Annotated in this window: 21 protein-coding genes; 16 read left to right on the top strand and 5 right to left on the bottom strand. The window is 68.8% G+C overall.

What is annotated here, in order from left to right; translation table 11 throughout:
• The first annotated feature begins 235 nt into the window (after positions 1-235).
• From D3869_RS27610 to D3869_RS27585, 6 genes are all read left to right on the top strand, one after another.
• Positions 236-1,060, top strand: coding sequence for a GntR family transcriptional regulator (locus D3869_RS27610; protein ID WP_137142898.1), 825 nt, complete (start codon positions 236-238; stop codon positions 1,058-1,060).
• Positions 1,057-1,815 (top strand): 2-dehydro-3-deoxy-D-gluconate 5-dehydrogenase KduD, encoded by a 759-nt coding sequence (kduD, locus tag D3869_RS27605; RefSeq protein WP_137142897.1) that lies wholly within the window; start codon positions 1,057-1,059, stop codon positions 1,813-1,815. Before D3869_RS27610 ends, kduD begins: the two co-directional genes overlap by 4 nt.
• Positions 1,816-1,863: 48 nt before the next feature.
• Complete coding sequence (locus D3869_RS27600; RefSeq protein ID WP_137142896.1) at positions 1,864-2,199, top strand: cupin domain-containing protein; 336 nt, start codon at positions 1,864-1,866, stop codon at positions 2,197-2,199.
• A 128-nt stretch (positions 2,200-2,327) separates the two neighbouring features.
• Positions 2,328-3,317, top strand: a complete 990-nt coding sequence (locus tag D3869_RS27595; RefSeq protein ID WP_014199983.1) for a TRAP transporter substrate-binding protein — start codon at positions 2,328-2,330, stop codon at positions 3,315-3,317.
• A gap of 73 nt (positions 3,318-3,390) precedes the next feature.
• The gene (locus tag D3869_RS27590) at positions 3,391-3,930 is read left to right on the top strand and encodes a TRAP transporter small permease (protein ID WP_137142895.1); all 540 of its coding nucleotides are present in this window, start codon (positions 3,391-3,393) and stop codon (positions 3,928-3,930) included.
• Positions 3,921-5,204 (top strand): TRAP transporter large permease, encoded by a 1,284-nt coding sequence (locus tag D3869_RS27585; RefSeq protein ID WP_137142894.1) that lies wholly within the window; start codon positions 3,921-3,923, stop codon positions 5,202-5,204. The genes D3869_RS27590 and D3869_RS27585 overlap by 10 nt, the downstream gene beginning before the upstream one ends.
• Before the next feature lie 73 nt (positions 5,205-5,277).
• Here D3869_RS27585 and mgrA read toward each other — a convergent pair whose 3' ends face one another.
• Positions 5,278-6,318: an L-glyceraldehyde 3-phosphate reductase gene (gene mgrA / locus D3869_RS27580; protein WP_137142893.1), complete on the bottom strand. Its 1,041-nt coding sequence runs from the start codon at positions 6,316-6,318 to the stop codon at positions 5,278-5,280.
• 157 nt (positions 6,319-6,475) lie between these two features.
• Positions 6,476-7,267, bottom strand: a complete 792-nt coding sequence (locus tag D3869_RS27575; protein WP_247896020.1) for a GntR family transcriptional regulator — start codon at positions 7,265-7,267, stop codon at positions 6,476-6,478.
• Between the two features lie 260 nt (positions 7,268-7,527).
• Between D3869_RS27575 and D3869_RS27570 the strand changes: the two genes are divergently transcribed.
• The 3 genes from D3869_RS27570 (at position 7,528) to D3869_RS27560 (ending at position 11,261) form a co-directional block, all read left to right on the top strand.
• Positions 7,528-7,962, top strand: a complete 435-nt coding sequence (locus tag D3869_RS27570) for a methylglyoxal synthase (protein ID WP_137107255.1) — start codon at positions 7,528-7,530, stop codon at positions 7,960-7,962.
• 198 nt (positions 7,963-8,160) lie between these two features.
• The gene (gene uxaC, locus D3869_RS27565; RefSeq protein ID WP_137142892.1) at positions 8,161-9,564 is read left to right on the top strand and encodes a glucuronate isomerase; all 1,404 of its coding nucleotides are present in this window, start codon (positions 8,161-8,163) and stop codon (positions 9,562-9,564) included.
• A gap of 173 nt (positions 9,565-9,737) precedes the next feature.
• Positions 9,738-11,261, top strand: a complete 1,524-nt coding sequence (locus tag D3869_RS27560; protein WP_137142891.1) for a UxaA family hydrolase — start codon at positions 9,738-9,740, stop codon at positions 11,259-11,261.
• Positions 11,262-11,389: 128 nt separating this feature from the next.
• On the opposite strand, the gene gcvA is transcribed toward D3869_RS27560, so the two are convergent.
• Positions 11,390-12,304, bottom strand: a complete 915-nt coding sequence (gcvA, locus tag D3869_RS27555; protein WP_137142890.1) for a transcriptional regulator GcvA — start codon at positions 12,302-12,304, stop codon at positions 11,390-11,392.
• Between the two features lie 124 nt (positions 12,305-12,428).
• Between gcvA and D3869_RS27550 the strand changes: the two genes are divergently transcribed.
• Together D3869_RS27550 and D3869_RS27545 are read left to right on the top strand one after the other, a co-directional pair.
• A complete protein-coding gene (locus tag D3869_RS27550) occupies positions 12,429-13,181 on the top strand; it encodes a TSUP family transporter (protein WP_247896061.1) in 753 nt (250 codons plus the stop codon).
• Between the two features lie 328 nt (positions 13,182-13,509).
• Positions 13,510-15,453, top strand: coding sequence for an ATP-binding response regulator (locus D3869_RS27545; protein WP_137142888.1), 1,944 nt, complete (start codon positions 13,510-13,512; stop codon positions 15,451-15,453).
• A gap of 214 nt (positions 15,454-15,667) precedes the next feature.
• On the opposite strand, the gene D3869_RS27540 is transcribed toward D3869_RS27545, so the two are convergent.
• Complete coding sequence (locus D3869_RS27540; RefSeq protein WP_137142887.1) at positions 15,668-16,219, bottom strand: hypothetical protein; 552 nt, start codon at positions 16,217-16,219, stop codon at positions 15,668-15,670.
• A 903-nt stretch (positions 16,220-17,122) separates the two neighbouring features.
• A complete protein-coding gene (locus D3869_RS34785) occupies positions 17,123-17,254 on the bottom strand; it encodes a hypothetical protein (RefSeq protein ID WP_432613445.1) in 132 nt (43 codons plus the stop codon).
• Between the two features lie 129 nt (positions 17,255-17,383).
• Between D3869_RS34785 and D3869_RS33300 the strand changes: the two genes are divergently transcribed.
• The 5 genes from D3869_RS33300 to D3869_RS27510 all read left to right on the top strand — a co-directional run bounded on the left by D3869_RS33300 (position 17,384) and on the right by D3869_RS27510 (position 21,808).
• Positions 17,384-17,551 carry a hypothetical protein gene (locus D3869_RS33300; RefSeq protein ID WP_175426643.1) on the top strand — a complete coding sequence of 56 codons (168 nt, stop codon included), beginning with the start codon at positions 17,384-17,386 and terminating at the stop codon, positions 17,549-17,551.
• Between the two features lie 52 nt (positions 17,552-17,603).
• Positions 17,604-18,575, top strand: coding sequence for a Bug family tripartite tricarboxylate transporter substrate binding protein (locus D3869_RS27525; RefSeq protein ID WP_137142884.1), 972 nt, complete (start codon positions 17,604-17,606; stop codon positions 18,573-18,575).
• A 67-nt stretch (positions 18,576-18,642) separates the two neighbouring features.
• A complete protein-coding gene (locus D3869_RS27520; RefSeq protein WP_247896060.1) occupies positions 18,643-19,620 on the top strand; it encodes a Bug family tripartite tricarboxylate transporter substrate binding protein in 978 nt (325 codons plus the stop codon).
• A 75-nt stretch (positions 19,621-19,695) separates the two neighbouring features.
• The gene (locus D3869_RS27515; RefSeq protein ID WP_137107261.1) at positions 19,696-20,184 is read left to right on the top strand and encodes a tripartite tricarboxylate transporter TctB family protein; all 489 of its coding nucleotides are present in this window, start codon (positions 19,696-19,698) and stop codon (positions 20,182-20,184) included.
• 79 nt (positions 20,185-20,263) lie between these two features.
• Entirely contained in the window at positions 20,264-21,808 is a 1,545-nt protein-coding gene (locus D3869_RS27510) for a tripartite tricarboxylate transporter permease (RefSeq protein WP_137142883.1), read from the top strand.
• Positions 21,809-21,827: the final 19 nt, after the last annotated feature.

Below are 21,827 nucleotides of genomic sequence, written 5' to 3'. Positions count from 1 at the left end.
CCGCACCCTCCATCAGACGCACCATCAGTGAATCCCTTGCGACGCTCAACCGCCGGGGCCGCCCGCGCTGGCGGAACCCTCCGGCATCACCGCCTCCCCTCCTTTCTGAAAAAATGTTCGCCCCTTCCTCAAAATCGGCTTGCGCGACACGCTGATATATTAATATGCTCTCCCTCAAGGAACAGCACGGAACGGCCCCGGAGGGGGCACGGGCCGGCGCATGGGGAGGATCGCAATGGCTTCGACCTCCAGGCCCGCCCTGGACGCCCAACCACCCGGAACCGCTCCGGGGACCGTGCCCGGCAAGACGCCCAAGACCGTCTTGGGAACCGTCAAGGAACCGCGCCTGTCCGCCCGCGCCACGGCCACCGCGGAGATCTACCGGTCGCTGCGCGGGGACATCGTGGCCATGCGGCGCAAGCCGGGCGAGCCCATCGTGGAGAAGCACGTCGCGGAGTCCTTCGGCGTCAGCCGCACCCCGGTGCGTGAGGCCCTGCTGCGGCTGGCCGACGACGGGCTGGTCGAGATCTTCCCGCAGTCCGGCACCTTCGTCTCCCGCATTCCGGTCAATGCCCTGCCCGAAGCGGTGGTGATCCGCACCTCGCTGGAATGCACTGCGGTCCGCTACGCCGCCGTCCGTGCCGCGCGCAGCCAGATCGCAGCGCTGCGGGCCAACATCCTGCTCCAGCAGGAGACCATGGCGGCGGGCGATCTCGACGGCTTCCACGAGGCCGACGAGGAATTCCATCGCCTGATTTCCGAGATCGCCGGCTTCCCCGGCCTGTGGAACATGGCCCAGCAGGTGAAGATGCAGGTGGACCGCTACCGCCGCCTGACCCTGCCGGAGCCCGGCCGCATCCCGCATGTGCTGGCCGAGCACGGCGGCATCGTCGACGCCATCGCGGCGCGCGACCCGGCCGAGGCGGAGCGGCTGATGACGATCCATCTCGGCGCTCTGCTGGAGTCCGTACCTAACACCCAGGGGGCCAACCCCTTCTTCTTCTCCGGCGCGCAGCCGGACACCCCGTCGAAGACGAAGACAGAAAGCACCCCGTCATGACCAACCCCTTCGACCTCTCCGGCAGGACCGCCCTGGTCACCGGCGCCAACGGCGGCATCGGGCAGGCCATCGCGGTCGCCCTGGCGCGGGCCGGCGCCGACATCGCCGTGGCCGGGCGCACCGCGCCGGACGAGACGCGCGCGCTGGTCGAGGGGCTGGGCCGCCGCTTCGCCGCGATCCCCGCCGACCTGTCCAGCATCGCCCCGATCCCCGCGGTGATGGAGGAGGCGGTCGGCACGCTCGGCGGGCTGGACATCCTGGTCAACAACGCCGGGCTGATCCGCCGCGACGACCCGCTGGACTTCACCGAGGCCGACTGGGACGCCGTCCTGGACGTGAACCTGAAGTCGGTCTTCTTCCTCTGCCAGGCCTTCGGGCGCTACGCGCTGGGGAACGGGCGGAAGGGCAAGATCATCAACATCGCCTCCATGCTGTCCTTCCAGGGCGGCATCCGCGTGCCCTCCTACGCGGCGTCGAAGAGCGGCATCGCCGGGATCACCCGGCTGCTCGCCAACGAATGGGCGGGCAAGGGCATCAACGTGAACGCCATCGCGCCGGGCTACGTCGCGACCAGCGTCACCAGCGCGCTGCGCGCCGACGAGCGCCGCAACGCCGAAATTCTGGCCCGCATCCCCGCCGGACGCTGGAGCGAGCCCGCCGACATGGGCGGTCCCGCGGTGTTTCTGGCGTCCGATGCGTCCGATTACGTCCACGGCACGATCCTGCCGGTGGACGGCGGCTGGCTCGCCCGCTGACGGGCCAAACGACCAGAGCCCGCCGAAGATTGTAAGGGGAAGACGAGGATGAGCACGGACGTTTTCGTGATCGACGAGGCGGTGGCGTGGCAGGACCTGGGCGCCGGGGTGCGCCGCAAGATCCTCGGCCACAACGACGCCATGATGATGGTGCGCGTCGAGTTCGAGACCGGCGCCATCGGACCGCAGCACCGCCACCCGCACGTCCAGTGCGCCGTGGTCGAAAAGGGTGCCTTCGACGTCACCATCGAGGGCGTCACCCGGCGGCTGGGCACCGGCGACGGCTACATGGTGCCGTCCAACGCCCTGCACGGCGTCGTCGCGCTGGAGCCGGGCGTCCTGCTCGACATCTTCACGCCCCCGCGCGAGGACTTCCTCGCCTGACGAGATCACCCGCCGACCTTCACCCGTTGCCCGGCGCGCGGGAACACGCGCCGGGCGGCTTCCGGACCCAACCGTCCAAACCAAAGAACCAGCCTGAAGCTGCCGAACAATCGCCAGGAGGACACGCTATGCATCTTTCGACCCGCGGTATCCGCGCCGCCCTTCTCGCCGCCTGCGCGGCCTGCACCCTGCTCGCCACCCCGGTCGTGGCCCGCGACTTCCGCTCCGCGGACATCCACCCGGCCGACTACCCGACCGTCGAGGCCGTCAAGTACGTCGACAAGCTCCTGAAGGAGCGGACCGGCGGCAAGCTCGGCGTGAAGGTCTACCCGAACGGCGCGCTCGGCACCGAGAAGGACACCATCGAGCAGCTGAAGATCGGCGGGCTCGACATGATGCGCATCAACGTGGCACCGCTGAACAACGTCGTCCCGGAGACGATGGTCACGGCCCTGCCCTTCATCTTCCGCTCCACCGAGCACATGCGCGCCGTTCTGGACGGCCCGATCGGCGACGAGATCCTCGCCGCCATGGAAAGCCAGGGCATGATCGGCCTGGCCTTCTACGACAGCGGCTCGCGCAGCATGTATTCGGCCGCCAAGCCCTACAAGACGCTGGCCGACATGAAGGGCGCCAAGATCCGCGTCCAGCAGTCCGACCTGTTCGTCGCCATGATCCAGGCGCTGGGCGCCAACGCCACGCCGATGCCCTTCGGCGAGGTCTACACGGCGCTGAAGACCGGCATCGTCGACGCGGCGGAGAACAACTACCCGTCCTACGAGTCCTCGCGCCACTTCGAGGCCGCCAAGTACTTCACCCTGACCGAGCACGCGATGGCGCCGGAAGTGCTGGTCTTCTCGAAGGTTTCGTGGGACCGCCTGTCCAAGGACGACCAGGCCGCCATCCGCAAGGCCGCCAAGGACTCCGTCCCCTACATGCGCAAGCTGTGGGACGAGCGTGAGCAGAAGTCCAAGGACGTGGTCGTGAAGGCCGGCGCCCAGATCGTCGAGGTCACGAACAAGCAGGAGTTCATCGACGCGATGGCTCCCGTCTACAAGCAGTTCGCGAGCACGCCGAAGCTGGACGGCCTCGTGAAGCGCATCCAGGACACGAAGTAAGAACAGTCGAACGCGGCGCTTCCCTTCGGCAGACCGAAGGGCGGCGCCGCGTCCTTTGAGGGGAGCCGGCGGCATGGATGTCGAGCTGCAAGCAATGGACCACAGCCCCCCGCAGAGCGCGGGCCTGCTGACGCGGGTGAACGCGCGGCTGGCGCGGTCGGGGATGTGCGTGGCGATGGTCGGCCTGATGGCCATCGTGGGCGTGGTGTTCTATCAGGTCTTCGGCCGCTACGTGCTGAACAACTCGCCGACCTGGGCGGAGAGCCTGGCCATCGTGCTGGTCCTCTACGTCACCCTCATCGGCGCCGCCGTCGGGGTCCGCGACGCCGGACACATCGGCCTGGAATCCTTCCTCGTCATGCTCCCCGACGCCATCCGCCGCAAGGTCGAGATCGTCATCTACGCCCTCGTCGGCGTCTTCGGCGCCTGCATGGCCTACAACGGCTGGGTGCTCGGCACCTCCGTCGCCTCCTACTACATTCCCAACCTGCACGTCTCCGAAGCCGTCCGCTACATCCCGCTCGTGCTCTCCGGCGTCCTGATCGTGCTCTTCTCCATCGAGCACATCGTCGCCATCATCCGCGGCGAGGAGGTCGCGCCGTCATGGAACTGACCATTCTCGCCGTCACCTTCTTCGGCTTCCTCGTCCTGGGCATCCCGGTCGCCTTCGCCATCGGCCTGTCGGCGCTCTGCACCATCCTCTACGAGGGCCTCCCCGTCGCCGTCATCTTCCAGCAGATGATGTCCGGCATGAACGTCTTCTCCTTCCTCGCCATCCCCTTCTTCGTCTTCTCCGGCGAGCTGATGCTCCACGGCGGCGTCGCCGACAAGATCGTCGCCACCGCCAAGAACATGGTCGGCCACATCCGCGGCGGCCTCGGCATGTCCAACGTCGTCGCCTGCACGCTGTTCGGCGGCGTCGCCGGCTCCCCCGTCGCCGACGTCTCGGCCATGGGTGCGGTGATGATCCCGATGATGAAGCGCGAGGGCTACCACGCCGATTACGCCGTCAACGTCACCACCCACGCCGCCCTCGTCGGCGCGCTGATGCCGACCAGCCACAACATGATCATCTACGCGCTGGCCGCCGGCGGCAAAGCCTCCATCGGCGCGCTGATCGCCGCCGGCATCGTCCCGGCCCTGCTGCTGATGGTCTGCAACCTGGGGGCGGCCTACTACGTCGCGGTCAAGCGCGGCTACCCCGCCGGCACCTTCCCCGGCTGGGCCATCCTGGGCCGCTCCTTCGCCGCCTCGGCGCCCGGCCTGCTCATCGTCGTGATCATCCTGGCCGGCATCACGTCCGGCGTCTTCACCGCCACCGAGTCCGCCTCCATCGCGGTGATCTACGCGCTGCTGCTCACCACCTTCGTCTACCGCACGCTGACCTGGGACCATTTCCTGGCGGCGGCCGCCAAGACGGTCAAGACGACCGGCGTGGTCCTGCTGCTGATCGGCGTCTCCACGATGTTCCAGTACATCATGGGGCTGTACCAAGTGGCCGAGATCACCGGCGAGCTGATGGCGGGCATCTCGACCAACCCGCTGGTCATCTTCCTGCTGATCAACATCATCCTGTTCCTGCTCGGCACCTTCATGGACATGGCGAGCACGATCCTGATCTGCACGCCGATCTTCCTGCCGATTGCCATGCAGTACGGCATGGACCCGGTGCAGTTCGGCATCGTCATGCTGATCAACTGCGCACTCGGCCTCAACACCCCGCCGGTCGGCACCACCCAGTTCATCGGCTGCGCCATCGGCGAGGTCTCGGTCGGCCAGGTCATGCGCTCCATCACCCCCTTCTACGGCGCCCTCTTCGTCACCCTCCTCCTCGTCACCTACGTTCCGACCTTCTCCCTCTGGCTCCCCCATCTGCTGATGCGCTGAGGCCCACAGGGTCACGAAAAAGGGCCGCGCCGGCATCCCCGGCGCGGCCCTTTTCATGTCGGCGTTCGGCGGATCAGCCGGCTTCGGCGTTCGACGAGTTCTGCCACAGGTTCAGCCCGCCATCGACGGCGTGGCGGTCGATCTCGGCCAGTTCCTCCGGCGTGAAGGCGGTGTTCTTCAGCGCGTCGAGCGAGTTGTCGAGCTGCTCGACGTTGCGGGCGCCGATCAGGGCGGAGGTCACCCGCGGGTCGCGCAGCACCCAGGCGATGGCCATCTGGGCCAGCGTCTGGCCGCGCCGCTGGGCGATGGCGTCCAGGGCGCGCACCCGCTCCAGATTCTCCGGCGACAGGAAATGCGCCTTCAGCGTGCCGCCCTTGGCGGCGCGGGCGTCGGTGGGCTGGCCGTTCAGATACTTGGTGGTCAGCATGCCCTGGGCCAGCGGCGAGAAGGCGATGCAGCCGATCCCGGTCTCCTCCAGCGCGTCGAGAAGACCGCCCTCGATCCAGCGGTTCAGCATCGAATAGGAGGGCTGGTGGATCAGGCAGGGCGTGCCGAGGTCCTTGAGGATCACCGCCGCCCGCCGGGTCATCTCCGGCGAGTAGGAGGAGATGCCGACATAGAGCGCCTTGCCCTGCCGCACGGCGTGGTCGAGCGCGCCCATCGTCTCCTCCAGCGGGGTGCGCGGATCGACGCGGTGCGAGTAGAAGATGTCCACATAGTCGAGCCCCATCCGCTTGAGGCTCTGGTCCAGGCTGGCCGTCAGGTACTTGCGCGAGCCCCAGCTCCCGTAGGGGCCGGGCCACATGTCGTAGCCGGCCTTGGTGGAGACGATCAGCTCGTCGCGGTGGGCCTTGAAGTCGGTCGCCAGGACGCGCCCGAAATTCTCCTCCGCCGATCCCGGCGGCGGGCCGTAATTGTTGGCGAGGTCGAAATGGGTGACGCCACGGTCGAAGGCCCGGCGCAGCACGGCGCGCCCGGTCTCGAACACGTCGGTGCCGCCGAAATTCTGCCACAGCCCCAGCGAAATGGCCGGCAGGTCGAGCCCGCTCCGCCCGCTGCGGCGGTAGGTCATGGCGGTGTAGCGGGCCGGATCGGCGCGGTAGAGCGATTGCATCGCGGTCTCCTGGCTGTCTTGCGCGGTGTTGGGAGGAACGTGACTGATATATTAGCCCACAGATGCATCCCAACACCAACAGCGCAAGCCAGCAGTCAGTCCTAAGAATGCCGCAATGCCCTCTCCCGCCCCGGGAGAGGGGATGTGTGCAATGACGTCAGACCGGCTCGGCCTCGTCTTCCGAGGGGGCGGTGAAATAGAGCGGGTTGGCCTTCTGCGCGTCGGCGATGGTGACCTGGAGATAGTCCAGATGCAGGTCGATGGCCTTGGCCGCAGCCTCCGGGTCGTTGTTGGCGATGGCCTCGATGATGACCGAATGCTCGGCGATCACGTCCGGCACCCGGCCCAGCACCGGCAGGGTCAGCAGGCGGTAGCGGTCCACCTGCACCTTCACCTGCTGCGTCAGGCTCCAGAATCCCGGATAGCCGGCGGTCTCCGCCAGCAACGCGTGGAAGGTCTCGTCGGCCTGATGGAAGCCTTCGAAATTCTGGGCGGCCTCCATCTCGCGCTGGAGTTCCAGGTTGGCGCGCAGCTTGGCGATCTGGCTGCGGGTGGCGCGCTTGGCGGCGTAGCGGACGGTCGCCTCCTCCAGCGCCTTGCGGATGGCGATGGCTTCCGGCAGGGCGCCCAGCGGGATGCGGGAGACGAAGGTGCCGGACTGCGGGAAGATCTCGATCAGCCCCTCGTCCGCCAGACGCAGCACGGCCTCGCGCACCGGGGTGCGGCTGACGCCGTAATCCTGGGCGATCACCTTCTCCGCGACCGGCTCGCCCGGCTTGCGGCGGAGCGAGACGATCTCGTTGCGCAGGTCGCGGTAGATCGTCGCGGCCACGGTGGTGCCGCGCTGGGCCGGGCGGGCGACCGCCGCCGCCGTGCGGCGCCGGGTCCGCGTCCTGACGCCCTCGTCCTGTCCGGAATCCGCCGTCGATATCTGCGCCGCCTTTTTCAACACCCGCTCCTGCCAGGAAAAGTCAGGGCGCCGCTGCTCCGGGATGCCGGCGTCGAACCCGCTGGTTCACGCCGCAGACGGTCCGCCCTTCATCGCAATATACTAATACCCGGCGGGGTGGGTCAAACGCCTTCACCCCGCGCGGCGCCCCGGTTCCGCGCCAGTTTGTCCCACCGGGAAGCGCGTTGCACCGCTCATCAGTATACTAGTATATTGAAGGAAGCTCCACCGCGGAGCGCACAGCCGCAAGGACCGTCACCGTGGACCGCAAACGCATCGCCCTCGTCGCCCACGACGCCCGCAAGCCGGATCTGATCGGCTGGCTCGGTGCCAACATCCACGCGCTGGAGGGCAACGTCTTCTGGTCCACCGGCACCACCGGCCGATTGGTCCGGGAGGCCCACCCCCAGTTGGACATCACCTCGCTGAAGAGCGGTCCGCTGGGCGGCGACCAACAGATCGGCGCGATGATCGCGGAGGGCCGGATCGACCTGCTCGTCTTCTTCGTGGACCCGATGACCGCCCAGCCCCACGACGTGGACGTGAAGGCGCTGACCCGCCTCGCCACGCTCTACAACATCCCGATGGCCTGCAACGAGGCGACCGCCGACATGGTGATCTCCTCCCCCCTCTTCACCAGCGGCTACCGCCCGCGGGCCGTGGACTTCGCCGCCCACAATTCGCGCAGCCTCTGACCGGCCTTCCTCTTGAATTGCGCGTCCTGCCGACAGAATTGTGGGCGGGACGCACAAAGTCCTTGCATCCGGAACTGATATATTAATATATTCCGTCATGCGGGGCATGACCGGCGCCGCACAGGGCGCCACACCCGAACCACCCATTCAAATGGGCACCGGACCCCGGTCCGGCATCCCTTTATCCGGAGATGAGCGATGCTCCACCCCGACCGCCTCTTCCCCAGCGATCCCACGCAGCGCGACATCGCGCGCCGGCTGTACGCGGAGGTGGGCCACCTGCCGATCATCAGCCCGCACGGCCACACGGACCCGTCCTGGTTCGCCAAGAACGAGGCGTTCCCGAACCCGGCGTCGCTGTTCGTGGTGCCCGACCATTACGCCTTCCGCATGCTCTACAGCCAGGGCGTGACGTTGGAAAGCCTGGGCGTGCCGCGCAAGGACGGCGGGGCGGTGGAGAGCGATCCGCGCAAGATCTGGCGCCTGCTCGCCCAGAACTGGCACCTGTTCCGCGGCACCCCGACGCGCATGTGGCTCGACCACGCCTTCGAGACGGTGTTCGGCGTGACGGAGCGGCTGAGCGGGGCCAGCGCCGACCGCATCTTCGACCAGATCGACGCCTGCCTGCAGAAGCCGGAATTCCTGCCGCGCGCCCTGTTCGAGCGCTTCAACATCGAGCTGCTGGCGACCACCGAGTCGCCGCTCGACACGCTGGAGCATCACCGCGCCATCCGCGAGAGCGGCTGGAAGGGCCGCGTCATCACCGCCTTCCGCCCCGACCCGGTCGTCGATCCGGAGTTCGAGGGCTTCCAGGCCAACGTCGAGACTCTGGGCGCGCTGTCCGGTGAGAACACCGGGACCTGGGCCGGCTACCTCGCCGCCCTGCGCAACCGCCGCCAGTATTTCAAGGAGGTCGGCGGCGCCACCTCGACCGACCACGGCCACGCCACGGCGACCACCGCCGACCTGTCGGACGCCGACGCCGAGCGGCTGTTCGAAAAGGCGCTGCGCGGCACCATCACGGCGGCCGAGGCGGAGATCTTCCGCGGCCAGATGCTGACCGAGATGGCCAAGATGAGCCTGGACGACGGTCTGGTCATGCAGATCCATCCGGGCAGCTTCCGCAACCACAACCCGGGCGTCTTCGAGCGCTTCGGCCGCGACAAGGGCGCCGACATCCCGACCGGCACCGAGTATGTGCGGGCGCTGAAGCCGCTGCTCGACCGCGTCGGCAACGAGCGCGACCTGACCATCATCCTGTTCACGCTCGACGAGACCAGCTACGCCCGCGAACTGGCGCCGCTGGCCGGCCATTACCCGGCGCTGCGCGTCGGCCCGGCCTGGTGGTTCCACGACAGCCCCGAGGGCATGCGCCGCTACCGCGAGATGATCACGGAGACGGCCGGCTTCTACAACACGGTCGGCTTCAACGACGACACCCGCGCCTTCTGCTCGATCCCGGCCCGGCACGACGTGGCCCGCCGCGTCGACTGCGCCTTCCTGGCCCGCCTCGTCGCCGAGCACCGGCTGGAGGAGGACGAGGCCGCGGAGCTGGCGGTGGACCTCGCCTACACCCTCGCCAAGAAGGCCTACAAGCTCTGATGTGAAGCCCCTCTCCCGTCCCGGGAGAGGGTGGCGCCAACGGCGCCGGGTGAGGGTCGTCCAAGGATCAAAGCTTTCATCCTTGCTGGCACCCTCACCCTCCCGCCGCTTTCGCGGCGGGCCCCTCCCTCTCCCGGGACGGGAGAGGGAACTTCAGGAAAAGGACCACCACCATGGCATCGCTGACCATCCGCCTGCACCCCGCGGACAACGTCGTCGTTGCCGGCGCCGACCTGCCGGAGGGCACCCCCCTGCCCGACACCGGCATCGTCGCCCGGACCACGATCCCCTCCGGCCACAAGGTCGCGGTGCAGGCCATCGCGGTCGGCGAGCCGGTGCGCAAGTACAACCAGGTCATCGGCTTCGCGACCGCCCCCATCGCGCCGGGCGACCATGTCCACGTCCACAACATCGGCGTGGGCGACAGCTTCGAGCGCGATTACGCCTTCGGCGCCGACGTCCACCCCACCGACCTCGTCCCGGAGGCGGACCGCGCCACCTTCCAGGGCATCGTCCGTCCGGACGGGCGCGTGGCGACCCGCAACTACATCGGCATCCTGACCACGGTGAACTGCTCGGCCACCGCGGCGCGGATGATCGCCGACCAGTTCCGCGGCGACGCGCTGGCCGCCTACCCCAACATCGACGGGGTGGTCGCGCTGACCCACGCCTACGGCTGCGGCATGGGCTCGCAGGGCGACGCCATCGACGCGCTGCGCCGGACCATCGCCGGCTACGCCCGCCACCCCAACTTCGCCGCCGTGCTCGTGCTCGGCCTCGGCTGCGAGGTGAACCAGATTGACAAGCTGGTCGAGGTCGAGGGGCTGACCGTCGGCGACACCCTGCAGACGCTGGCGATCCAGGAGAGCGGCGGCACCGCCGCCACCGTACGGGCGAGCGTTGAGCGCATCCGCGCGCTGCTGCCCCGCGTCAACGACGTGAGGCGCGAGACCGTGCCGGCCAGCCACCTGATCCTGGCGCTGCAATGCGGCGGGTCGGACGGCTATTCGGGGATCACCGCCAACCCGGCGCTGGGCCACGCCGTGGACCTGCTGATCCGCAACGGCGGAACCGCGGTGCTGAGCGAGACGCCGGAGGTCTATGGCGCCGAGCATCTGCTGACCCGCCGCGCCGTCAGCCCGGCGGTCGGCGAGACGCTGGTCGAGCGCATCCGCTGGTGGGAGGACTACACCAGCCGCACCGGCGGCGAGATGAACAACAACCCGTCCCCCGGCAACAAGAAGGGCGGCCTGACCACCATCCTGGAGAAGTCGCTGGGCGCGGTCGCCAAGGCCGGCACGACCAACCTCGTCGAGGTGGTGCGCTACGCCGAGCCGATCACCGGGCCGGGCCTCGTCTTCATGGACACGCCGGGCTACGACCCGGTGTCGGCCACCGGACAGGTGGCGGGCGGCGCCAACGTGCTGTGCTTCACCACGGGCCGCGGCTCCGTCTTCGGCTGCAAGCCGACGCCGTCGCTGAAGCTCGCCACCAACACGCCGCTCTACCGCAAGATGCCCGACGACATGGACATCGACTGCGGCCCCATCGCCACCGGCGACGCCACCATCGAGGAGGTCGGACGGGCGATCTTCCAGCTCATCCTCGACACCGCGTCGGGCAAGAAGACCAAGAGCGAGGAGCTGGGCTTCGGCTCCGACGAGTTCACGCCCTGGCAGATGGGCGCCGTCATGTGAGCGAAAGGGCTTGCGCGTTCAGTGATATACTAGTATAAGTGTTTTCGTTCGGTTATCCTTTGAAACCCAGTTGGCAGGCCGCACCGTGCGCGCGGTTCCGCCGAGTGACGTTTCTCCAAAGTGCGACTTCAGGCCGCCGGGGCACGCTCCGGCGGTCTTTTCTTTCCGGGGTCCGACGATCCGGCCGCGGCGCGCAGCCAGTCCCGGAAGGCGGTGAAGCCCGGCTCCCGGTGCCGCGCCGGCCGCGAGACCAGATACCACGCCCGCCCCATCGGCACGGCCAGCGCGAAGGGCGTGACCAGCCGGCCCGCCGCCAGATCGTCGGCGATGTAGAGCCGCGCCCCCAGCGCCACCCCCACCCCGTCCGCCGCCGCCTGCAGGGTCATGGCGTAGCTGCTGAAGGACAGTCCCTTCACGGCCGGCGGCGCCAGCCCCGCCGAGGCGAACCAGTGCGGCCAGTCGTCCGCCCAGTGCGACACCGACAGCAGCGTCGCCGACAGCAGATCCTCCGGACGGCGCAGCGTCCGCGCCAGGGCCGGCGCGCAGACCGGCAGCATATCGGCGGTGAACAGTTCCTCCACCTCGTAGCCCGGCCAATGCCCGTCGCCCAGCAGCAGGGCGCAGGTCCAGTCCTCGCGGATCGGCGCGCCGGCGCCGCCGGTGGCGATGCGCACCTCCACGTCCGGGTGGCTTTCATGGAAGGCCGACAGGCGCGGGATCAGCCAGCGCACCGCGAAAGTGGCGCCCACTCCCAGCGTCAGCACCGGTCCGTCGCGCATGGCGGCGACCCGCTCGACGCTGTCCGCGATCGCGTCGAAGGCGCCGGTCAGGCCGGGCTGCAGCGCCCGCCCGCGGTCGGTCAGCTCCAGCGCGTTGGCCCGCCGCTCGAACAGCGGGAAGCCCATCCGCTCTTCCAGCAGCCGGACCATGCGGCTGACCGCGGCCTGCGAGACGTTCAGCTCGCCCGCCGCCCCGGTGAAGCTGCCGTGGCGGGCCGCGGCCTCGAACGCCCGCAGGGCGTTCAGCGATGGCAGGCGCCGCATCCGATCCCCTCTCCATGCACCCCAACAAATCCTGGGGGTCAGCATCAGACAATCCCGTTTGCGGGGCAAGCGCGCCAGGGGCATGATGCCGTCCACAGCCAAAGAAAACTTTCGGATGAGCGGGATGCTGACGGTTCCCCTGACACTCGGACTCGGCCTTGCGGCGCTGGTGACTTCGTTCCTGTCGGGCCTGTTCGGCATGGCCGGCGGCATGGTGCTGATGGGGCTGCTGCTGCTGCTGCTGCCGGTATCCTCCGCCATGCTGCTGCACGGGATCACGCAGATGACCGCCAACGGCTGGCGGGCGTGGCTGTGGCGGCGGCACGTGCAATGGGGGATCGTGGCGCAGTTTCTGTTGGGCGGGGCGGTGGCGGTTGGCGTCTTCACCCTGATCCGCTACGTGCCCGGCAAGGCGGAATCGCTGATCCTGCTGGGGCTGTCACCCTTCATGGCGATGGCGGTTCCGTCGCACTGGTCGCCGAACGTGTCGCGGCGCGGCCACAGCACGCTGGCCGGCCTGCTGTGCATGGGCGTGCAGTTGATCGCCGGAATCTCCGGGCCGCTGCTCGACGTCTTCTTCGTGAAGTCCAGCCTGTCGCGGCAGAGCGTCGTCGCGACCAAGGCGACGATGCAGGTCTTCGGCCACCTGTTCAAGACGGTCTATTTCGGCTCCCTCGTCGCGGCGTCGGAGGCGGAGTCTCTGGACATCACGGTGACCCTTGTCTGCATCGGCATGGCCGTTTTGGGGACGAACCTGTCGCGCCGCGTGCTCGACGCCATGAGCGACGCCCAGTTCCGCAGTTGGAGCCAGCGTCTGGTCGCCGTGACCGGCACCGTCTATCTCGGCCAGGGGCTGTTCCTGCTGGTGGTGCGGTAGGTTCGGGGGTGTTGCCCCCCCGGTCCCCCCGCTGACGCAGGGAGGGGAGATATTGGGACTGTTTCCACAACCGCGCCAACTCACGATGAGCGAACCCTTGGGTGATTTGCCCAGGCACGTTGGCGGCTTTCCGCAATGTTCAGTATGCGCAGGATGGGTGCTCCAACACCTAGCCAAAGCGCGAAAAACCCGTTGCCATGGATCGGCCGCACACAGCACCTCCCTTCACGGCCATTCGAATTAGGACGATAAGGGAACTGCGCTGTTGGGGAGAGGTGTGTGATCGTGCACAGGCACGGCAACCCCCGGCGAGGGCGCCACAGTGAACATGCGGTCGTCTCAGGGCAGCAACGACAACAAAGATGCCGAAGTCCTGCGTCACCCCGTCGGGGCGCAGGAGCAGAGCCGCGAACCGACCCTGGCCCGTACCCCGGACGCCCAGGAGCACGCCCTTCCCCCGACCGAGCCGCGCCAACAGGACGCTGATCTGCGGCTCCGCCTCGCGCGTGCCGAGGCGGAGGCTCGGGATCTGCGCGCCGCGCTCGAGCGGGCCGACCGCCATATGTCCGCAGCCCGACAGGACGAAGCCCACCTCGTCGCGGAACTCAAGACCTCCTACAAGCAGCTTCAGGTCCTTGCCGACGAGCTGACCCGCAGCAACGCCGACCTGGAGAGGCGGGTCGCGGAACGCACCGTCGAGCTGGAGGAGGCGAACGCGGCCCTGCGCATCCGCAAGCAGCAATTGAGCCTCGCGCAACGAAGCGCCGGCGCCGGCACCTGGGATTGGAACGTGGCGGCGAACCACGTCACGTGGTCGCCCGAGTGCTACGACCTCATGGGCCTCGACCGGGACGGCGACCGCCCGCTGCCGCCGCACCGCCTGCTGTCCATCGTGCTGCCGGAGGATCTCCCGGCGTTGCAGCGGATGCTCGAGATCACCCGCGATCAGGCCGAGGACGAGTTCCGCGTCGAGTTCCGCATCAGCCACCCGCACCGGGGCGTGCGCTGGATCGCCAGCCTCGGCCGCGTGGTGGAGCGCGACCCGACCGGGCGGCCGGCCCGCGTCACCGGGCTCGCCCTCGACCTCACCGAGCGCAAGGCGATCGAGGAGAGCCTGCGCCGCGCCAGGGACGCCGCGGAGAGCGCCAGCCGGGCGAAGACCAGCTTCCTCGCCGCCGTCAGCCACGATTTGCGGCAACCGATCCAGGCCGCCGCGCTCTACGCCCACGTGCTACGCGGGTCTATCGGCTCCGACCCCGCTGCGGTCGAGGTGCTGGACCTGCTGAAGGTATCCATTGAGAACCTGAACGGCATGCTGAGCGGCCTGCTCGACCTGTCGCGGCTGGAGGCTGGGGCGGTGGACGTCGCCATCGCCGACGTCGCGCCGGGCGAGCTGATGACCCGCCTCTGCGCCGAATTCCGCAGCATGGCGGAGGAGGCCAACATCGATCTTCGCTTCGTGCCCACCTCCCTCGCCGTCACCACCGACCCGCACCTGCTGGAGCGTGTACTGCGCAATCTCCTCTCCAACGCGGTCTCCCACGGCGCGCCCGACGGCGCCGGAAAGACCCGCGGGCGGGTGCTGCTCGGTTGCCGGCGCCGCGCCGGCTCGGTCGAGTTCCAGGTGTGCGACAACGGCCCGGGCATCCCGCCCGAGGCGCGCGGTGCCATCTTCGAGGAGTTCCGCCAGCTCAAGAACCCCGAGCGCAACGCGGCCCGCGGCTTCGGCCTCGGCCTCTCCATCGTCGCGCGCATCGCGCGGCTGCTGGGGCTGGAGGTGTCAGTGCGCTCCGTGGTCGGACGCGGCTCCGTCTTCGCCGTCGCGGTGCCGCTCGCCCGGACGCGCGTGGTGGTGCGCCCGCCGGCGCCGGTGGCCCTCGACGCCGCCGTCCTGGCGATGCTGAAGGGGTGTACGGTGCTGCTGGTCGAGGACGACGAGCGCATCCGCCGCAGCCTGACCATGACGCTGACGCGCTGGGGCGTGCGGGTCGTCGCCGTCGCCTCCGTCGAGGAACTGACCACGCGCCTGCCCCGCCTGCGTACCCGCCCGCACGTGCTGCTGACCGACTACCGCCTGCCGGGCGGCAGCACGGGGCGAAACGTGGTGGATCTGGTGCGCCGCCGCTGGGACGTGCCGGGCGTCATCATCACCGGCGACACCGCGCCGGAGCGCCTGCGCGAGGCCAGGTCCATTGGCTGCCGCCTGCTGCACAAGCCGGTCGAGCCGGCGGAACTGGTGCAGGCGCTGGGCGAGGTGATCCACCGGGCGTGATCGGGGTGAGGCCATCCGGCCAGCGGGACCGGAGGGGACCCGCTCCCGGCCCCGAATGGCGGTCCGTCCGGGGCCGGACGCGCAACGGCTCTGTCCGCCGGCCTAAAGCGGATTGCAATCCGCTTTGGACCGCGACGGCGGTCCCGGTCGCACATGCGACCGGAGCCCGCCGGCGAATGAGGCGATATGAGTCTAAAGCGAACGGAAGTTCGCTTTAGCCGTCTTTCTTGGCCATCATCGCCTTGTACTGCTCGATGGTTCGCCGCATCTCGTCGACCAGTTGGCGCTGCTCCTCGGCGGCCGCTCGCGCCCGCTCTGCCTCCTCACGGGCCTTCTCTGAGGCACGACGTGCGTCCTCCTGGAACTGCCGCATCCTTTCTTCGCCTTGGCGAGCGTCTTCCAACACGCGACGGGCTTCCTCCAGGACGCGGCGCCCTTCCTCGGAGACGCGGCGGATGGTTTCCGACCGGATGCGCTGCCCTTCCGCCTCCAACCTCTGAAGCTCACCGGAGACCCGCCCCTCCTCGGCGACGACGCGGGCGCTTTCCGCCGCCTCGTAACGCTTGTGCGCCTCGGTACGGAGATGTTCGGAATCGACACGCTCCTGCTCGGCCTCGACACGCTCCTGCTCGGCCTCGGCACGGGACTGATCATTCCGGTCCCTCTGCCGTTCCCGATCCCTCTGCCGTTCGCCGCGCAGCCGCCAAGCGTCCGCGTCTATGTGCAGATCCTCATCTGGAGTCGTCGGAGGGGATTGTTTCGTCATCGGGCCTCTGCCTGTCTGCTCGTTGACGGGGTGTTCTGAGCCTTGCGTCGCTGGATCGCGGACGTTCGTGCGAGGACGCGGCTTCGCTTTGGCGTCGGTCGCGTCCAGATTATGCAGAGCATTCTGGGAGTGCGCAATCCAGCGTCAGAGAACGAATTTCCCGGAAAACGGCCTTGTTGCTCCGGCACTCCTTGATCTCGCACCAGTTCCTCTGCCTCTGGCATGGGGAGGCTGGTATGGGACCAACAACGGTGGACTGGTGGCAGGCATCATTGACCAGATGGAGCGGGCCGTCACGGGACCGGGTCGGCCTCCGGTGCCGACCAACGCCGTCCTTGAGACGCTCCGCTTCTTCCTGCGCGAAGGCGTGCAGTGGCGGGAACTTCGGGCCTCACCGGATCGCGCCCCGGGATCAACGGTGCGCCGTCGGCTAACGGAATGGGGCCAACGGCCCTCTTGCGCCGCGTCCACGCCGTGCTGATCCGCATGGTCCGCTCCGGCCCGGAAGCCGCTGCCGATCCGTGGAGCATCGTGGTGGATAGCCGCTCGGTTCGCGCCAAGCGCGGTGGAGCCTTCATTGGCCACCCGACGGATCGCGGCAAGCCGGGGACCAAGTACGATGTGGTCGTCACCACGGAAGGGCTTCCATGGCGGCTTTGCCATCGCCCGCCAACGTTCATGATACCCGGCTCTTTCCCGACCTTCCGCGCTTGGCCATGGTCGTCTGCGCCAGCATCGCTCGCCTCCACGCGGACGCCGGATAGGATAGCGCCGACAACCGATGGCTCTGTCTAAAGCGAATTTCCGTTCGCTTTAGACTCATATCGCCTCATGCGCCGACGGGCTCCGGTCGCATGTGCGACCGGGACCGCCGTCGCGCTCCAAAGCGGATTGCAATCCGCTTTAGGTGAAGGCATCCAACCCATCATCCGCAAGACCGGCCAGCCGCACGGCTCCGGCCTCGGTCCGGTCCGCTGTATCGTTGAGCACGCCAATGCCTGGTTGCTCGCCAACAAAAGCCTGGAGCGCCGCCATGAACCGGTCTCCGCCTCTTCCGGGTGGAGCGCCGAATTTTCGCGTGCCTGGGTGGTGGCTGACAGGTTCATGACAGGTTCGTCTGCTAAACAGTTGGAACAACCAACCACCGTTCCCGGAAACTCCACCATGGCGACCGAATCCGCAGCCAGGAAGCCGGCGGAAACCACGGCGAAGACCGCATCGGCGGACGAGCGGACTCCGCTCTTCTATGGCGCCGCCTGCGGCGCGGGGGCCGGCGGCTCCGTCCTCCTCTACGAGGCACGGCCGCAACGCCCCACCGCCAAGGCAGCGTAAGGCGCACCAAGCGCCATCCAAAAGAACAAGAAGCCCAATCGGAGGAAACACCATGAGCCTCGGCAACCCCGCCAAGGGGATGCTGGCGGCGGCCGTGCTGGCCGCTTCCGCCCTGTTCGCCGCCCCCGCGTCCGCGGAGATCAAGAATCTGGAAATCATCGCCCCCGCCAACGCCGGCGGCGGCTATGACCAGCACGCGCGCGCCATGCAGCAGGTCCTCCAGGACCACAAGCTGGCCTCCAGCGTCCAGGTGGTCAACATTCCGGGAGCCGGCGGCACCATCGGCCTCAGCCAGTTCGTCACCGCCAAGAAGCGCAACCCCGGCCTGATGATCTCCGGCCTCGGCATGATCGGGGCGATCCTGATCAACAAGTCGCCGGTGTCGCTCGATCAGGTGACCCCGCTGGCCCGCCTGACCGGCGAGTACCAGCCCATCGTGGTGGCCGCGGATTCGCCGCTGAAGACGCTCGACGACCTCGTGAAGAAGTTCAAGGCCGACCCTGGCTCCGTCTCCTGGGGCGGCTTCGCCGTCGGCAGCCCCGACCACATCCTCTACGGCCTGCTTGTCAAGGCGATCGGCGGCGATGTCTCCAAGATGAACTACATCGCCGCCGGCGCTGGCGGCGAGATGATGGCCTCGGTGCTCGGCGGCCACATCACCGTGGCGACCGGCGGCTACAACGAGATGGCTTCGCAGCTCCAGGCCGGAAAGCTGCGCGCGCTGGCGATCTCCTCCCCGCAGCGCCTTCCCGGCATCGACGTCCCGACCTTCAAGGAGCAGGGCGTGGATGTCGAGCTGGTGAACTGGCGCGCCGTGATGGCGCCGGGCAACCTGAAGGCGTCGGAGAAGCAGGTGCTGGACGACGCGGTCGGCGCCATGGTCCGCACCGACGAGTGGAAGCGCATCGCCGAGGAGCGCGGCTGGATCGACCTCTACCTGCCGTCCGACCAGTTCGCCGCCTTCGTGAAGGACGAGCGGACGCGGATCGAAGGCGTCCTGACGGAACTCGGCCTCGTCAAGTGACCGGAGCCCGGCGGCGGACCGCCGGGACCAAGTATCAAAACAAAACACACCCATGGAGCGAAGCGTCATGACCATCCGCATGCCGGGCGCCGTGAAGGGCGTCCTGACCGCCGCCGTCCTCGCCACGGCCGCCCTCGCCGCCACCCCGTCGCTGGCCGAGATCAAGGGGCTGGAGATCATCGCCCCGGCCAGCCCCGGCGGCGGCTGGGACCAGCACGCCCGCACCCTCCAGCAGGTTCTGCAGGACCAGAAGCTGGCCTCCGGCATCCAGGTCGTGAACATCCCCGGCGCCGGCGGCACGGTCGGCCTCGCCCAGTTCGTCACCGCCAAGAAGCGCTCGCCGACGATCCTCGTCGGTGGCCAGATCATGCTGGGCGCCATCGTCACCAACAAGTCGGCGGTGACGCTCGACCAGGTGACCCCGCTGGCCCGGCTGACCGGCGAATACACCGCCATCGTCGTTCCGCCGGAGTCGCCCATCAAAACCTTCGACGACCTGATCAAGAAGTTCAAGGCGGACCCCGGCTCGGTCTCCTGGGGCGGCGGCTCGGCGGGCGGCAGCGACCAGATCCTGGCCGGCCTGATCGCCAAGGCCGTTGGCGTCGATCCCAACAAGGTCAACTACGTCGCCACCGCGGGCGGCGGCGAGCTGCTGGCCTCGGCGCTCGGCGGCCACGTCACGCTCGGCATGGGCGGTTACAGCGAGTTCGCCCCGCAGTTCCAGGCGGGCAAGCTGCGCGCCATCGCCGTCTCCGCCCCGCAGCGCCTGCCGGGCTCCGACACGCCGACCATGAAGGAGCAGGGCGTCGACCTGGAGTTCGTCAACTGGCGCGGCGTCTTCGCCCAGGCCTCCGCCAAGCCGGCCGAGCTGAAGGAACTCCAGGAGGCCGTCGCCAAGGCCGTCGCCAGCGATGAGTGGAAGCAGGCCGTGAAGCAGCGCGGCTGGATCGACCTCTACCAGCCCTCCGCCGAGTTCGCCTCCTTCCTGAAGCAGGAGCGCGCGCAGATCGAAGGCACGCTGAAGGACATCGGCCTCGTGAAGTAAGGACCGAACCAGGTGGGCGCGGCCACCGCGCCGCGCCCGCCGGTCCGCAAAAAAACAGTCTGGGAGGATGAAGCGATGACCACCGGTCGGAGCATGCGCGCCGGAGAGGCGGTGCTGGGCGGCGGGCTGATCGCCCTGGGGGGCTTGATCGCGGTCGAGACCATGCTGACCCCGAGCGTCGGCCGGGCGGTGGTCGGCCCCGCCCTGTTTCCCTACCTGATCTCGGGCGGCCTCGTCCTGGTCGGCCTGTCGCTGCTGCGCGAGGCCTTTGCCGGTGCCGTCGCCCACGCCGAGGGGCTGGAACTGGACCTCTGGGCGGTGGCGCTGGTCGCGGCGGGGCTGGCCGTCCAGTTCCTGCTGCTGGACACGCTGGGCTGGATTCCCTCCACCACCATCCTGTTCGCCGCGGTCTCCCGCGCCTTCGGCGGCCGGCGGCTGATGGTCAACCTCGCCATCGGGCTGGCGCTCGCCACCTTCACCTTCGTGGCCTTCAATTATGGGCTCGGCCTGAACCTGCCCGAGGGCAGCATCGTCGAACGGCTCACGTCCCCCGACGCCGAGTAGGACCGCCGGACAAGCCCTGCTTCGGGGCCCTGCTTCGGGGCCCCGCTTCGGGCCCCCGCTTCGGGAAGGAAACTGCACAATGGACACCCTTGCCGCCCTGGGCCACGGCTTCCTCGTGGCGCTGACCCCCTACAACCTGCTGTGGTCGGCGATCGGCGTGACCGTGGGCACCGCGGTCGGCGTGCTGCCCGGCATCGGCCCGGCCCTGACCGTGGCGCTGCTGCTGCCGGTCACCTACGGGCTGGAGCCGACCTCCGCCTTCATCATGTTCGCCGGCATCTATTACGGCGCGATGTCCGGCGGCTCGACGACCTCCATCCTCCTGAACGCGCCGGGCGAGTCCGGCAGCATCGTCACCGCCATCGACGGCCACGCCATGGCCCGCCAGGGCCGCGGCGCCCAGGCGCTGGCGACCGCCGCCATCGGCTCCTTCATCGCCGGCACCATCGCCACCGCGGCGCTGACCTTCGTCGCCCCGCTGATGGTCAAGATGGCCCTGCTGTTCGGCCCGGCCGAGTATTTCGCGCTGATGGTGCTGGCGCTGACCACCGTCACCGCGGTGCTGGGAAGCTCGCTGGCGCGCGGTCTGGCCAGCCTGTTCCTCGGTCTGGCGCTGGGTCTGGTCGGCATCGACATGCAGACCGGTCAGGCGCGGCTGGCCTTCGGCGTGCCCGAGCTCCTCGACGGCATCGACACGGTGGTCGTCGCGGTCGGCCTGTTCGCGGTCGGCGAGACGCTCTACGTCGCCTCCCGCCACCGCTTCGAGACGGAGGAGATCTACGCGCTCAAGGGCTCCAAATGGATGAGCCGCGAGGACTGGGCGCGCTCCTGGAAGCCGTGGCTGCGCGGCACGCTTCTGGGCTTCCCCATCGGCACCCTGCCGGCGGGCGGCAGCGAGATCCCGACCTTCCTGTCCTATCTGGTCGAGAAGCGTCTGGCGAAGAAGCCGGAGGAGTTCGGCAAGGGCGCCATCGAGGCCGTCGCCGGTCCGGAGGCCGCCAACAACGCGTCGGCCGCCGGCGTGCTGGCGCCGCTGCTGTCGCTCGGCCTGCCAACCTCGGCGACCGCCGCCATCATGCTGGCCGCCTTCCAGCAATACGGCCTGCAGCCCGGCCCGACGCTGTTCGACAACAACCCCGAGCTGGTCTGGGGCATGATCGCCAGCCTCTACATCGGCAACGTGCTCCTGCTGGTGCTGAACCTGCCGCTGGTCGGCTTCTGGGTGAAGCTGCTGCTGATCCCGCGGCCCTGGCTGTACGCCGGCATCCTGGTCTTCTCGTCGCTTGGCGCCTACACGCTGAACAACAACGTCATCGATCTGGTCATCCTGTGGGTGATCGGCCTGCTCGGCTTCGGCATGCGCGTCCTGAACGTGCCGGTGGCGCCCTGCGTGGTCGGGCTGATCCTGGGGCCGCTGGCCGAACAGCAGTTCCGCCGCGCGCTGGCGATCAGCCAGGGCGACCCGTCGGTCTTCCTGACCCACCCGATCTCGGCGGCCCTGCTGATCATCGCGGCCCTGCTGGTGATCGGCCCGATGGTCGTGCGCTACCGGAGCAACAGCGCGGCCAAGGGCGCGGGCAAGGATGGCAGCGCCTCCCCGTCCGGCAGCCATCCCGCGACGTAAGACCGCCACTCTTCGGCCA

It is taken from the genome of Azospirillum brasilense, assembly GCF_005222205.1.
Taxonomy (GTDB): Bacteria; Pseudomonadota; Alphaproteobacteria; order Azospirillales; family Azospirillaceae; genus Azospirillum; species Azospirillum brasilense_G.
This window is presented reverse-complemented; position numbering and strand designations above follow the sequence as displayed.

What these genes read in the sequence shown, in the direction of transcription:
- D3869_RS27610 (WP_137142898.1), top strand. Translation starts at nt 236, where the DNA reads ATGGCTTCGACCTCCAGGCCCGCCCTGGACGCCCAACCACCCGGAACC.
- kduD (WP_137142897.1), top strand. Translation starts at nt 1,057, where the DNA reads ATGACCAACCCCTTCGACCTCTCCGGCAGGACCGCCCTGGTCACCGGC.
- D3869_RS27600 (WP_137142896.1), top strand. Translation starts at nt 1,864, where the DNA reads ATGAGCACGGACGTTTTCGTGATCGACGAGGCGGTGGCGTGGCAGGAC.
- D3869_RS27595 (WP_014199983.1), top strand. Translation starts at nt 2,328, where the DNA reads ATGCATCTTTCGACCCGCGGTATCCGCGCCGCCCTTCTCGCCGCCTGC.
- D3869_RS27590 (WP_137142895.1), top strand. Translation starts at nt 3,391, where the DNA reads ATGGATGTCGAGCTGCAAGCAATGGACCACAGCCCCCCGCAGAGCGCG.
- D3869_RS27585 (WP_137142894.1), top strand. Translation starts at nt 3,921, where the DNA reads ATGGAACTGACCATTCTCGCCGTCACCTTCTTCGGCTTCCTCGTCCTG.
- mgrA (WP_137142893.1), bottom strand. Translation starts at nt 6,318, where the DNA reads ATGCAATCGCTCTACCGCGCCGATCCGGCCCGCTACACCGCCATGACC.
- uxaC (WP_137142892.1), top strand. Translation starts at nt 8,161, where the DNA reads ATGCTCCACCCCGACCGCCTCTTCCCCAGCGATCCCACGCAGCGCGAC.
- D3869_RS27560 (WP_137142891.1), top strand. Translation starts at nt 9,738, where the DNA reads ATGGCATCGCTGACCATCCGCCTGCACCCCGCGGACAACGTCGTCGTT.
- gcvA (WP_137142890.1), bottom strand. Translation starts at nt 12,304, where the DNA reads ATGCGGCGCCTGCCATCGCTGAACGCCCTGCGGGCGTTCGAGGCCGCG.
- D3869_RS27550 (WP_247896061.1), top strand. Translation starts at nt 12,429, where the DNA reads ATGCTGACGGTTCCCCTGACACTCGGACTCGGCCTTGCGGCGCTGGTG.
- D3869_RS27545 (WP_137142888.1), top strand. Translation starts at nt 13,510, where the DNA reads ATGCGGTCGTCTCAGGGCAGCAACGACAACAAAGATGCCGAAGTCCTG.
- D3869_RS27540 (WP_137142887.1), bottom strand. Translation starts at nt 16,219, where the DNA reads ATGACGAAACAATCCCCTCCGACGACTCCAGATGAGGATCTGCACATA.
- D3869_RS34785 (WP_432613445.1), bottom strand. Translation starts at nt 17,254, where the DNA reads ATGGCGGCGCTCCAGGCTTTTGTTGGCGAGCAACCAGGCATTGGCGTG.
- D3869_RS33300 (WP_175426643.1), top strand. Translation starts at nt 17,384, where the DNA reads ATGGCGACCGAATCCGCAGCCAGGAAGCCGGCGGAAACCACGGCGAAG.
- D3869_RS27525 (WP_137142884.1), top strand. Translation starts at nt 17,604, where the DNA reads ATGAGCCTCGGCAACCCCGCCAAGGGGATGCTGGCGGCGGCCGTGCTG.
- D3869_RS27520 (WP_247896060.1), top strand. Translation starts at nt 18,643, where the DNA reads ATGACCATCCGCATGCCGGGCGCCGTGAAGGGCGTCCTGACCGCCGCC.
- D3869_RS27515 (WP_137107261.1), top strand. Translation starts at nt 19,696, where the DNA reads ATGACCACCGGTCGGAGCATGCGCGCCGGAGAGGCGGTGCTGGGCGGC.
- D3869_RS27510 (WP_137142883.1), top strand. Translation starts at nt 20,264, where the DNA reads ATGGACACCCTTGCCGCCCTGGGCCACGGCTTCCTCGTGGCGCTGACC.